The 12,330-nt window shown below is 72.4% G+C and carries 12 protein-coding genes; 11 read left to right on the forward strand and 1 reads right to left on the reverse strand.

From position 1 onward, the window contains the following. The first annotated feature begins 6 nt into the window (after positions 1 to 6). The 6 genes from AC02VZ_RS16700 (at position 7) to AC02VZ_RS16725 (ending at position 6,281) form a co-directional block, all read left to right on the forward strand. On the forward strand, positions 7 to 315 hold the full coding sequence (locus tag AC02VZ_RS16700) for a DUF2469 domain-containing protein (RefSeq protein ID WP_003993268.1): 309 nt from the start codon (positions 7 to 9) through the stop codon (positions 313 to 315). Positions 316 to 647: 332 nt separating this feature from the next. Then, on the forward strand, positions 648 to 1,130 hold the full coding sequence (locus AC02VZ_RS16705; RefSeq protein WP_476475758.1) for a YraN family protein: 483 nt from the start codon (positions 648 to 650) through the stop codon (positions 1,128 to 1,130). Between the two features lies 1 nt (position 1,131). Next, the gene (locus AC02VZ_RS16710) at positions 1,132 to 2,760 is read left to right on the forward strand and encodes a YifB family Mg chelatase-like AAA ATPase (protein WP_476475734.1); all 1,629 of its coding nucleotides are present in this window, start codon (positions 1,132 to 1,134) and stop codon (positions 2,758 to 2,760) included. A gap of 266 nt (positions 2,761 to 3,026) precedes the next feature. After that, complete coding sequence (gene dprA, locus AC02VZ_RS16715) at positions 3,027 to 4,169, forward strand: DNA-processing protein DprA (RefSeq protein ID WP_432055542.1); 1,143 nt, start codon at positions 3,027 to 3,029, stop codon at positions 4,167 to 4,169. A 297-nt stretch (positions 4,170 to 4,466) separates the two neighbouring features. Next, positions 4,467 to 5,309 (forward strand): RNA polymerase sigma factor WhiG, encoded by an 843-nt coding sequence (gene whiG, locus AC02VZ_RS16720; protein ID WP_362092320.1) that lies wholly within the window; start codon positions 4,467 to 4,469, stop codon positions 5,307 to 5,309. Positions 5,310 to 5,723: 414 nt separating this feature from the next. After that, a complete protein-coding gene (locus AC02VZ_RS16725; RefSeq protein WP_432055600.1) occupies positions 5,724 to 6,281 on the forward strand; it encodes a TetR/AcrR family transcriptional regulator in 558 nt (185 codons plus the stop codon). Between the two features lie 140 nt (positions 6,282 to 6,421). On the opposite strand, the gene AC02VZ_RS16730 is transcribed toward AC02VZ_RS16725, so the two are convergent. After that, complete coding sequence (locus AC02VZ_RS16730) at positions 6,422 to 7,012, reverse strand: murein hydrolase activator EnvC family protein (RefSeq protein WP_432055599.1); 591 nt, start codon at positions 7,010 to 7,012, stop codon at positions 6,422 to 6,424. A 648-nt stretch (positions 7,013 to 7,660) separates the two neighbouring features. Between AC02VZ_RS16730 and rpsB the strand changes: the two genes are divergently transcribed. The 5 genes from rpsB (at position 7,661) to AC02VZ_RS16755 (ending at position 12,319) form a co-directional block, all read left to right on the forward strand. Beyond that, complete coding sequence (gene rpsB / locus AC02VZ_RS16735; RefSeq protein ID WP_476475735.1) at positions 7,661 to 8,569, forward strand: 30S ribosomal protein S2; 909 nt, start codon at positions 7,661 to 7,663, stop codon at positions 8,567 to 8,569. Positions 8,570 to 8,725: 156 nt separating this feature from the next. Further along, a complete protein-coding gene (gene tsf, locus AC02VZ_RS16740) occupies positions 8,726 to 9,562 on the forward strand; it encodes a translation elongation factor Ts (protein ID WP_476475736.1) in 837 nt (278 codons plus the stop codon). 186 nt (positions 9,563 to 9,748) lie between these two features. Further along, positions 9,749 to 10,507 carry a UMP kinase gene (pyrH, locus tag AC02VZ_RS16745; protein WP_362092331.1) on the forward strand — a complete coding sequence of 253 codons (759 nt, stop codon included), beginning with the start codon at positions 9,749 to 9,751 and terminating at the stop codon, positions 10,505 to 10,507. Positions 10,508 to 10,634: 127 nt separating this feature from the next. Next, entirely contained in the window at positions 10,635 to 11,192 is a 558-nt protein-coding gene (frr, locus tag AC02VZ_RS16750) for a ribosome recycling factor (protein ID WP_362092334.1), read from the forward strand. Next, on the forward strand, positions 11,192 to 12,319 hold the full coding sequence (locus tag AC02VZ_RS16755) for a phosphatidate cytidylyltransferase (RefSeq protein WP_432055538.1): 1,128 nt from the start codon (positions 11,192 to 11,194) through the stop codon (positions 12,317 to 12,319). Before frr ends, AC02VZ_RS16755 begins: the two co-directional genes overlap by 1 nt. Positions 12,320 to 12,330 lie beyond the last annotated feature (11 nt).

Raw genomic sequence — 12,330 nt, forward strand, 5'->3', positions numbered from 1 at the left:
CATGCCATGAGCGCCGAGGACCTCGAGAAGTACGAGACCGAGATGGAGCTCAAGCTCTACCGGGAGTACCGCGACGTCGTCGGTCTGTTCAAATACGTGATCGAGACCGAGCGCCGCTTCTACCTGACCAACGACTACGAGATGCAGGTGCACTCGGTCCAGGGAGAGGTGTTCTTCGAGGTGTCGATGGCGGATGCCTGGGTGTGGGACATGTACCGGCCCGCCCGGTTCGTCAAGCAGGTGCGCGTCCTGACGTTCAAGGACGTGAACATCGAGGAGCTCAACAAGAGCGACCTGGAGCTCCCGAGCGGGTGACGGAGTTTTCCACAACCGGCGGGTAGTCCACCAAGATCCACTTGGGGCGACGGGCTGCGTGACGGTGGGTGCCGAAAGGCGGTGCCGACATGAAACCGAACGCAGACTCCGGACAGAGCAGGCCCCCCGGGCAGGGTGCACCTTCCGTACCCCTCCCACGAGCCGGGGACGACCCGCCGGACAGCGCGGCCTCCCCGCGTCCCGGACGACGGCTCCCTGAAGGACCGCTCGCCGCCCGACCGCTCGCCGAAGGACCGCTCGCCGGACGAGGGCTCTCCGAAGGACCGCTCGCCGAAGGACCGCTCTCCGCCCTACCGCTCCCCGCCCGACCGCTGTCCGAGCGGCCGCTCTCCGCCCGGCCGGCGACACACACGGCCGCGGGTGCCCGTGTCCGGGCCCGCGGTGCGGCGCGCACCTCCGTCGCCCAGCGTGCCCACGGCAACCAGCGCGCCCACGGCGCTCGCAGCGCGCTCGGCCGGTACGGCGAGGCCCTGGCCGCGCGGCGACTGACTGAGGCCGGCATGACCGTCCTGGAGCGCAACTGGCGCTGCGGCCGGGTCGGCGAGATCGACATCGTGGCCCGGGACGGGGACGTTCTCGTGGTCTGCGAGGTGAAGACACGTAGGTCGGGGACGTTCCAGCACCCCATGGAGGCGGTCACGGCGGCCAAGGCGAGCCGCCTGCGCGACCTCGCCGAACGCTGGCTGAGCCGGCACGGGGGAGCGCCCCCGGGAGGTGTCCGCATCGATCTGGTCGGCGTCCTGCTGCCCACCCGTGGGGCTCCCCGGGTCGAGCACGCGCGGGGGGTGGCCTGAGATGGGGTTCGCCCGTACGTGCGCGGTCGCGCTGGTCGGCGTCGAGGGCGTCGTCGTGGAGGTCCAGGCCGACCTGGAACCGGGGGTCGCGGCGTTCACCCTGGTCGGCCTGCCGGACAAGAGCCTGACGGAGAGCCGGGACCGGGTCCGCGCGGCCGTGGTCAACTCCGGCGCCGAGTGGCCGCAGAAGAAGCTCACCGTGGGCCTCAGCCCCGCCTCCGTGCCCAAGGGCGGCAGCGGATTCGACCTCGCCGTGGCGAGCGCCGTGCTGGGTGCGGCGGAACGGGTCGACCCCCGGGTGCTGGCCGACATCGTGATGATCGGCGAGCTGGGGCTGGACGGCCGGGTCCGGCCCGTCCGCGGCACGCTGCCGGCCGTACTGGCCGCCGCCGACGCCGGATACGAGCAGGTCGTCGTACCGGAGTGTGCCGCCGCCGAGGCGTCGCTGGTGCCGGGGGTCTCCGTGCTGGGTATCCGCAGCCTGCGCCAACTGATCGCCGTGCTCACCGACGAACCCGTCCCGGAGGAGGAACCCGTGGAGCCCGGGCGGCCCGACCCGTTGCTGGCGGGCCTGCGGGTACCCGGCGCCGGCGCGGCCACCGGCATGCACGGGTCCGCGGCCACCTGGGACCAGGGGCAGGGGCACGACCTCGCCGACATCGTCGGCCAGACCTCGGCACGGACCGCCGTCGAGGTGGCCGCGGCCGGCGGTCACCACCTGTTCCTGGAAGGGCCGCCGGGGGCGGGGAAGACCATGCTGGCGGAGCGCCTGCCGAGCCTGCTGCCCGCACTGGACCGCCAGGAGTCCCTCGAGGTCACCGCGGTGCACTCGGTGGCCGGCCTGCTTCCTCCGGGCAAGCCCCTCGTCGACACCGCCCCCTACTGCGCCCCGCACCACTCGGCCACCCTCCAGGCACTCGTCGGAGGCGGCCCCGGTGTCGCCCGGCCCGGGGCGGTCTCGCTCGCCCACCGAGGTGTGCTCTTTTTGGACGAGACGCCCGAGTTCAGCAGCCATGCCCTGGACGCCCTGCGCCAGCCGCTGGAGTCGGGGCACGTGGTGATCGCCCGCAGTTCGGGGGTCGTGCGCTTCCCGGCCAGGTTCCTGATGGTGCTCGCGGCCAACCCCTGCCCGTGCGGGAGGTTCTCCCTGCGGGACGGTTCCTGCGACTGCCCGCCCTCCGCGGTCCGCCGTTACCAGGCGCGGCTCTCCGGGCCCCTGCTGGACCGCGTCGACCTCCGCGTGGAGGCCGACCGCGTCACCCGCGCCGAACTCACCGCCGCCGGTGCCCGGGGCGAGTCCACGGTCACCGTCGCGGCCCGGGTGCGCGCTGCCCGGGAACGCGCGGCGTCCCGGTTCGAGGGCACCCCGTGGCGCACCAACAGCGACATCCCCGGCCGGGAACTGCGCAGCCGCTGGGGAGCGGCCCCCGGAGCCATGGACGACGCCGAGCGGAGCCTGGAACGGGGCGTGCTCACCGCCCGGGGCCTCGACCGGGTGCTGCGGGTCGCCTGGACCGTCGCCGACCTGGTCGGCCACGACCGCCCCCAGATCGCGGACGTCGCCCTCGCCCTGCAACTGCGCACCGGCGTGCCCCGGGGCGTGCCGATGGACATCGGAGCCCTGACGTGAGCGCGGGAACGGACCCGTGCGCCGGATCCGGGAGCGGGCCGAACGGAGCGGGCGTCGACGCGGACCTGGGCGCCGGAACCGGGAGCGGGCCGAGCGGAGGGAGCACCGACGCGAACCCGGGCCCGGGATCCGGGAGGGCGCCGAACGGAGGGGGCACCGACGCGGACCCGGGCGCCGGAACCGGGAGCCGGCCGAACGCAGGGGGCACCGACGCGGGCCCGGGCGCCAGAACCGGGAGCGCGCCGAGCCGAGAGGGCAGCGACGACGTGGACCACGCCGAGGACCTCCTCGCCCGGGTCTTCCTCACCCGGGTGCTCGAACCCGGTGACGAGGCCGGCGGGCGGTGGGTGCGGGAGCGCGGGGCGCCGGCGGTGGTACGACGGCTGCGGTCGGCCGGGTCGGCCGGGCAGCCCCTGCCGGGCGTGAGCGGCAAGCGGTGGGCCGGGCTCCGCAGCCGGGCCGAGCGGGCCGATCCGCACCGGGACCTCGCCGTCGCCCGGGAAGCCGGCGTGCGGTTCGTGAGCCCGGGGACCGCCGAGTGGCCCCGGCAGCTCGACGACCTGGGCGACGCCCGCCCCCTGGGCCTCTGGGTGCGAGGCCCGGCCGACCTGCGGATGTGGGCCCTGCGCTCGGTCGCCGTCGTGGGCGCGCGCGCCTGCACCCCGTACGGCGCCCACATGGCGGCCACGCTGTCCGCCGGACTCGCCGAGCGCGGGTGGGTCGTGGTGTCCGGCGGTGCCTACGGCATCGACGGCGCCGCCCACCGCGGGGCCCTCGGCTCCGGCGGCGCCACCGTCGCCGTCCTCGCCTGCGGCGTCGACCGCCCGTACCCCCGCGGGCACACCGGGCTGATCACCAGGATCGCCGAACAGGGCCTGGTGATCGGCGAACTGCCGCCCGGTGAGCATCCCACCCAGAGCCGGTTCATCGTCCGGAACCGGGTGATCGCCGGCCTCACCCGGGGCACCGTGGTCGTCGAGGCCGCTCACCGCAGCGGGTCGCTGGTGACGGTGAGGGCAGCCCGGCGCCTGGGGCGTCACACGATGGGGGTACCGGGGCCCGCCACCAGCGGCCTCTCCGCCGGTGTGCACGAACTGCTGCGGCAGGACGCCGTCCTCGTCACCGACGCGGACGAGGTCGTGGAACTGGTCGGCGGGATGGGCGAACTGGCCCCCGAGCGCCGCGGGCCCGTGCTGCCCCGGGACCTGCTGGAACCGGCCGCCCGCCGCGTCCTGGCCGCCCTGCCGGGACGCGGTGCGGCCTCCCCCGACGAGGTCGCCCGCGGCGCGCAGACCACGCCCGACGACGCGGTCGCGAGACTGTACGAACTGCGAGCACTCGGTTACGTCGAACGACACGGCGACGGCTGGAAGTTGACACGCCAGGCGGTGATCCCGGCCGAGCGGTGATCGAGGCGCATCCTGACCGAGCGTGTTCGGCCGTCCGGGGGAACAGCGACATCCCTTGGAAAATACGTCAGTTGGGACACTCGGGTGATCACCCAGAGCGACGGTCGGGCGTCGGGTGGACCGGGTGCGGAGGACCTCCGTGCCCGGTCCACCCACCCCTCTTCGCACAACGCGACGCCTCAGTCACGCTACGCTCACAAGGGTCCGAACGGGCACGCATCCCATCCCACCGGCCACCGACACCGGCCATCCGACACAGGCAGCACCACTCCTCGGCAGAACGGCACAAGGCGACGAATGCCCCAGCACACCTCCGGGTCAGACCGGGCGGCGATCCCCCCAGCCGCCCGCGACCATGGCAACGTGCGGCCGCCCGCTCCCTCGACGCTCGACGAGCTGTGGCGGTCGTACAAGGAGACGGGGGACGAGCGGCTGCGCGAGCAGCTGATCCTGCACTACTCGCCGCTGGTCAAATACGTCGCGGGCCGGGTCGGCGTGGGACTCCCCTCCAACGTCGACCAGGCGGACTTCGTCTCCTCCGGCGTCTTCGGACTGATCGACGCGATCGAGAAGTTCGACGTCGAGCGGCAGATCAAGTTCGAGACCTACGCGATCACCCGCATCCGGGGCGCGATGATCGACGAACTGCGCGCGCTGGACTGGATCCCGCGCTCGGTGCGGCAGAAGGCACGCAACGTGGAGCGGGCCTACGCGACCCTGGAGGCACGGCTCCGGCGCACCCCGTCGGAGAGCGAGGTCGCCCGTGAGATGGGCATCGCGGTGGACGACCTGCACGCGGTTTTCAGCCAGTTGTCGCTCGCCAATGTGGTCGCCCTGGAGGAACTGCTGCACGTCGGGGGCGAGGGCGGCGACCGCCTGAGCCTGATGGACACCCTGGAGGACACCTCCGCCGACAACCCGGTGGAGGTGGCCGAGGACCGGGAGCTGCGGCGCTTCCTGGCCCGGGCGATCAACACCCTCCCCGACCGGGAGAAGACCGTCGTCACGCTCTACTACTACGAGGGCCTCACCCTGGCCGAGATCGGCAACGTGCTGGGCGTGACGGAGAGCAGGGTCAGCCAGATCCACACCAAGTCGGTGCTCCAGCTCCGGGCCAAGCTGGCCGGATTCGCCCGCTGAGCCGGAGGCGGCGGCGCCTCTCGGGAACGGGAGGGTTGTCCGGTGCGCCCGTCCCCGCCGCCCCGCCACCGTCCGACGCCATCGCAGGACGGCCCTCTTCCTCCGGGCACCCGTTTCCCCGCAGAGCCGCTCACCGGGCGCGCTTCCTCCGGGGAGCCGCTCCCCACGGAGGAACCCTGCTCCCTCCGCAGGGTCTACCCCCTCCGCAAGGCGCCCTCCCTCCGGGGAGACTTCTCGGCGCGGGCCGGCCGCCCTCCGTCCGTGGTTGCTCCTGGCCCTCGCTTTTCGGCCGGAGCGGTGGGAGGCCGGTGTCCCCGCTCGCGAGCCCGCGACCTGCGGGTCCGGTCGGGTGACTCCCGTCGCGGACGGTCCATCCGTACAGTGGACGGCGTGCCAAGGATTCGAGCGGCCTCCGTGGCCGAGCACCGGTCGATGCAGCGAGCCGCCCTGCTGGACGCGGCACGCTCCCTGCTGTCCGAGGGCGGTACGGAGGCGCTGACCTTCCCCGCACTCGCCGAACGCACGGGTCTCGCCCGTTCGTCCGTGTACGAGTATTTCCGGTCGCGGGCCGCCGTGGTCGAGGAACTGTGCGAGGTCGACTTCCCGGTCTGGGCGGCCGAGGTCGAGGCGGCGATGGCCAAGGCCGAGGGCACCGACGCCAAGGTGGAGGCGTACGTCCGCAAACAGCTGGAACTGGTCGGCGACCGGCGGCACCGGGCCGTGGTGGCGATCTCGGCCAGCGAGCTGGACGCCGGCGCCCGGGAGAAGATCCGGGCCGCGCACGGCGGTCTGATCACCATGATCGTCGAGGCCCTCGAAGAACTGGGCCACGACCAGCCACGGCTGGCGGCCATGCTGCTCCAGGGCGTGGTCGACGCGGCCGTGCGGCGCCTCGAACTCGGTGCGGCGGAGGATCCGCGGACCATCACCGACGCGGCGGTCTCCATGGCCCTGCGGGGCGTCCGGGCCTGACTCTTCCGGACGCGGCGAATCCACGCGCCCGACCCCTCGCGGCGCGGACCCCCCAACAGCCGCCGGCAGGCCCCCACCGCACCCTCGCTTCGGCACCGCACCCTGACCCTGGCACGGGGCCCTCACCCCAGCACCGCACCTCACTCCGGCAGGGGCACGTCCAGCACCGGCAGGAGTCTCGACGGGCCGCGGTGCAACAGCCACGGCGGGAGCAGGGCGAGCGGGTCCAGGTACGTGTCGCCGCTGAGCAGCCCCCAGTGCAGGCACGGGTCGGCGGCGCAGTGGGAGCCCGTGGGTTCCACGGTGCCGAGGACCGTGCCCGCGCCGACCTGGTCCCCCTTCGTCACGGACACCCGGACCGGCTCGTAGGTCGTGCGCAGGGGCGGGTCCCCCGTGCCCGCCAGCTCCACGGCCACCACCCCCTTTCCGGCCACCCGGCCCGCGAACGAGACGCGCCCCGCCGCCACCGCCCTCACCGGCGTCCCGGGAGGCGCCGCCAGGTCCACACCGCGGTGCCCCGGCCCGTACACCGTCGGCGGTGGCTCCCAGCCCCGCAGCACCCGAGGCCGCACACCCACCGGCCAGGTCCGCCCCACCGCGGGGACCCCAGCAGGAGGCGACGCGGCGGCACCACCCGCCGGAGTCGAAGTCGAAGTCGGAGTCGGACCCGGGGCCGCCCGCGACCGCGCCGGGACATCGGCCCGCCCCCGCGCCGGGCCACCGGTCCACATCCGGGCCGGGCCACCGGTCCGCCCCCGGGCCCGGGCGTCCGCCCGCGACCGAGCCGGGGCGTCCCGCCGCGACCTGGCCGGGCGGGCGAGCGACGGAGACGGGCCGGCCCACGCCAGGGCGGAACGCTCCAGAAACGCAACCGCTCCGGCGGGTGTGCCGGGCGCCGCAGGTATCGGGGCCGTGCTCGGCTGCGTGGCCGTCGTGTCCGTCACGCCCGTCGCCGCCAACAGCTGGGCGGGGGAGGGCGCCAGCAACGCCGTCGCGGTCAGGAACAGCAGGAGTGCCGACCGCGCGCACACCCGTGTCCACCCCGTGGTCAGGGGGCGTCCGGCGTCTCCGGAGCCCCCGGCATCAGTCGTGGATCGCATGCCCGCAGCCTCCCGGAGATCCGCGATCACGGCAGCGGCCTGTGGACCGCCGGGCGGTTGTGGACAACGGCGTCACCCGGCACGCCGTGGGTCCCGTACACTTCTATGGCGACCCGGGCAGCCGGGTCGACTTCGCACGCCCCGACATCGGGCCCGGTCACGGCCGGACCCCCGGTGTCAGCGCCCCTCGGTCCTTCGTGGCACGGCGCGTCGTGGGCGTCAGGCGCGGGAGCCGTCCGGCACCCGCGGCACAACCGAGAAAAGCAAGGAGATACGGCCATGGCCGTCGTCACGATGCGGGAGCTGCTGGAAAGCGGCGTCCACTTCGGTCACCAGACCCGCCGTTGGAACCCGAAGATGAAGCGCTTCATCTTCACCGAGCGCAACGGCATCTACATCATCGACCTGCTCCAGTCGCTGTCGTACATCGACCGCGCCTACGAGTTCGTCAAGGAGACCGTGGCCCACGGCGGCACGGTCATGTTCGTCGGCACGAAGAAGCAGGCGCAGGAGGCCATCGCCGAGCAGGCCACCCGCGTCGGCATGCCCTACGTCAACCAGCGCTGGCTGGGCGGCATGCTCACCAACTTCTCGACCGTCTACAAGCGCCTGCAGCGCCTGAAGGAGCTCGAGCAGATCGACTTCGAGGACGTGGCCGCCTCCGGCCTCACCAAGAAGGAGCTGCTGGTCCTCTCCCGCGAGAAGGCCAAGCTGGAGAAGACCCTCGGCGGTATCCGCGAGATGCAGAAGGTGCCCAGCGCCGTCTGGATCGTGGACACCAAGAAGGAGCACATCGCGGTCGGCGAGGCCCGGAAGCTCAACATCCCGGTCGTCGCCATCCTCGACACCAACTGCGACCCCGACGAGGTCGACTACAAGATCCCGGGCAACGACGACGCGATCCGCTCCGTCACGCTGCTCACCCGTGTGATCGCCGACGCCGTGGCCGAGGGCCTCATCGCCCGCTCCGGTGTCGCCACCGAGGGCAAGGGTGAGAAGGCCGCCGGCGAGCCGCTGGCCGAGTGGGAGCGCGACCTGCTCGAGGGCGAGAAGAAGGCGGAGGCCGTCGCCCCGGCCGCCGCCGAGGGTGAGAAGCCGGCCGAGGCCCCCGCCGCCGAGGCCGACAAGCCGGCGGAGGCCGAGAAGCCCGCCGAGGCCGCCCCGGCCGCCGAGGCCGAGCAGGCCTGACCGCGCCCGTCCGTGGTGTCAACGGCGGGAGCGGTGACATGACGTCCCCTCCCGCCGTTCACCCGTAGGTCGGCGATGTGCCGGGCCCCGCAGTCCGCTGCGGACCCGGCCCGCGGACCTTCGAACCTCCAGACTTCGAGAAAGACACACAGACTCATGGCGAACTACACCGCCGCCGACGTCAAGAAGCTCCGGGAGCTCACCGGCGCCGGCATGATGGACTGCAAGAAGGCGCTGGACGAGGCCAACGGCGACGTCGACAAGGCCGTCGAGGCGCTCCGCATCAAGGGCCAGAAGGGCGTCGCCAAGCGCGAGGGCCGCTCCGCCGAGAACGGCGCCGTGGTCTCGATCATCGCCGACGACAACTCCTCCGGCGTCCTGGTCGAGCTGAAGTGCGAGACGGACTTCGTCGCCAAGGGCGAGAAGTTCCAGGCCGTGGCCACCGCCATCGCCGAGCACGTCGCCAAGACCTCCCCGGCCGACCTGGAGGCCCTGCTCGCCTCCGAGATCGAGGCCGGCAAGACCGTCCAGGCGTACGTGGACGAGGCCAACGCGAACCTGGGCGAGAAGATCGTCCTGGACCGCTTCGCGCAGTTCTCCGACGGCTACGTGTCGGCGTACATGCACCGCACGATGCCCGACCTGCCCCCGCAGATCGGTGTCCTCGTCGAGTTCGACAAGCCGAACGCCGAGGTCGCCAAGGGCGTCGCCCAGCACATCGCCGCCTTCGCGCCGAAGTACCTCTCCAAGGAGGACGTGCCGGCCGACGTCGTCGAGTCCGAGCGCCGCGTCGCCGAGGAGACCACCCGCGCCGAGGGCAAGCCCGAGGCCGCCCTGCCGAAGATCGTCGAGGGTCGCCTCAACGGCTTCTTCAAGGACGCCACGCTGCTCGGCCAGCCCTACGCGCTCGACAACAAGAAGTCCGTCCAGAAGGTCCTGGACGAGGCCGGTGTCACCCTGAAGCGCTTCACGCGCATCAAGGTCGGCATCTGAGTCCGCACCGCGACGGGCGGCCGGCCCCGATAGGGTCGGCAGCAGTCGTCCGGACACGCCGTCACGCACGCGGGCGTGCCGGGCGACAGCAGATCTGACGAGGAGGCCATTGCCGCATGGGATGCGAACCACGCCCCACCGGCAATGGCCTTCTTCGTATGTGCAACGAAAGAGGCGGGATCCCCGATGACCACCAAGGCTGAGAAGAGCGACGACGGCAAAGTACACGGCCGGTTCCTGCTGAAGCTGTCCGGAGAGGCCTTCTCCGGCGGCGGCGGCCTGGGCGTCGACCCCGACGTCGTGCACGCCATCGCGCGTGAGATCGCGGCCGTCGTCCGGGACGGCGCGCAGATCGCGATCGTCATCGGGGGCGGCAACTTCTTCCGCGGAGCCGAACTCCAGCTGCGCGGCATGGACCGGGCCCGCTCCGACTACATGGGCATGCTCGGCACCGTGATGAACTGCCTGGCCCTCCAGGACTTCCTGGAGAAGGAGGGCGTCGACTGCCGGGTGCAGACCGCCATCACCATGGGCCAGGTCGCCGAGCCGTACATCCCGCTGCGCGCCGTGCGCCACCTGGAGAAGGGCCGCGTCGTCATCTTCGGCGCCGGTATGGGCATGCCGTACTTCTCCACCGACACCACCGCCGCCCAGCGCGCCCTGGAGATCGACGCCGAGGCACTGCTGATGGGCAAGAACGGTGTGGACGGGGTCTACGACTCCGACCCGAAGACCAACCCCGACGCGGTGAAGTTCGACCACCTCGGCTACGGCGAGGTCATCACGCGTGACCTGAAGGTCGCCGACGCCACGGCCGTGACGCTGTGCCGGGACAACAAGCTCCCGATCGTCGTCTTCGAACTCCTGAAGGAGGGCAATATCGCCCGCGCCGTCAAGGGTGAGAAGATCGGCACGCTGGTCGGTGACCCGGTCAGCCAGGGCTGATCAGCCCGGCCGGGGGTGGACAACGCCCCGCCGGTCGGGAACCGTGCAGAAGGAAGACACGACGCAGCCGGCCGCCGCCCCGACAGGCACCGCAGCCGGGCCTACTCAAGACACGCAGGAGCAAGTGGTGATCGAAGAGACCCTCCTCGAGGCCGAGGAGAAGATGGAGAAGGCCGTCGTGGTCGCCAAGGAGGACTTCGCCGCGATCCGCACCGGTCGTGCGCACCCGGCGATGTTCAACAAGATCGTGGCCGACTACTACGGCGCGCTGACCCCGATCAACCAGCTGGCCTCGTTCTCGGTGCCCGAGCCGCGCATGGCCGTGGTGACGCCGTTCGACAAGACCGCGCTGCGCAACATCGAGCAGGCGATCCGCGACTCCGACCTGGGCGTCAACCCGAGCAACGACGGCAGCATCATCCGGGTGGTGTTCCCGGAGCTCACCGAGGAGCGCCGCCGTGAGTTCATCAAGGTCGCCAAGGCCAAGGGCGAGGACGCCAAGGTCTCCATCCGCGCCGTGCGCCGCAAGGCCAAGGACGCCATCGACAAGATGATCAAGGACGGCGAGGTCGGCGAGGACGAGGGCCGCCGTGCCGAGAAGGAGCTCGACGACACCACCGCGAAGTACGTCGCCCAGGTGGACGAGCTCCTGAAGCACAAGGAAGCGGAACTCCTCGAAGTCTGATGAACGACTCTTCCTGGGGGGCGTCGCCGCAGGCCGGGTACTGGGGGCCCTCCGACCAGGGGCCCGTCCAGGGGGCCGTCCCGGCGGGTCCCGCGTACGATGCGCATCCCGCGCAGCAGACTCGCCCCATGCCCATCGTGCCCGACCTGCCCGAACCCGGTGGAGACCAGGACCCGGACCAGGGGGCCGCTCGGCTGAGCGGTCCTTTGTTCCGGGACGAGACACCGCAGGCGCGGCCCCACCCGGGAGAGGTGCCGCAGAATCCGGAGCCCATGCCCGACGCCCCGCAGCCGGCACCCGTCCCGCAGAAGAAGAGCGCGGGCCGTGACCTCGGTGCCGCGATAGGGGTCGGTGTCGGACTCGGCGCGGTGATCGTCGCGTCCCTGTTCGTCGTCAAGGCGGTCTTCGTCGGCGTGATCGCCGTCGCGGTCGTCGTGGGCGTCTGGGAGCTGACCAAGCGGCTCCAGGAACGCAAGGACATCCGGGCGCCCTTCGTCCCCCTCGCGATCGGCGGCGCCGCGATGGTCGTCGCCGGGTACGCGCGGGGAGCCGAGGGGGCCTGGGCCGCCATGGCGCTCACCGCGCTCGCGGTCCTGGTCTGGCGGATGACCGAACCGCCCGAGGGCTACCTCAAGGACGTCACGGCCGGCGTCTTCACCGCCTTGTACGTGCCGTTCCTGGCGACCTTCGTGGCGCTCATGCTGACCGCGGACGACGGTTCCTGGCGGGTCCTGACGTTCCTGCTGCTCACCGTCGTCAGCGACACCGGCGCCTACGCCGTCGGCTGGCGCTTCGGCACGCACAAGCTGGCCCCGCGCATCAGCCCCGGCAAGACCCGCGAGGGCCTGCTGGGCGCCATCGGCTTCGCGATGGTGGCCGGCGCGCTGTGCATGCAGTTCCTGATCGACGACGGCTCCTGGTGGCAGGGCCTGCTCCTCGGCCTCGCGGTCGCGGTCAGCGCCACGCTCGGCGACCTGGGCGAGTCCATGATCAAGCGGGACCTCGGCATCAAGGACATGGGCACCCTGCTCCCGGGCCACGGCGGTATCATGGACCGCCTGGACTCCCTCCTCCCGACCGCCCCGGTGGTCTGGCTGCTCCTGGTCCTCTTCGTCGGCTCGACCTGACCGGCACACCC

This window comes from Streptomyces sp. 3-6 (genome assembly GCF_056323165.1).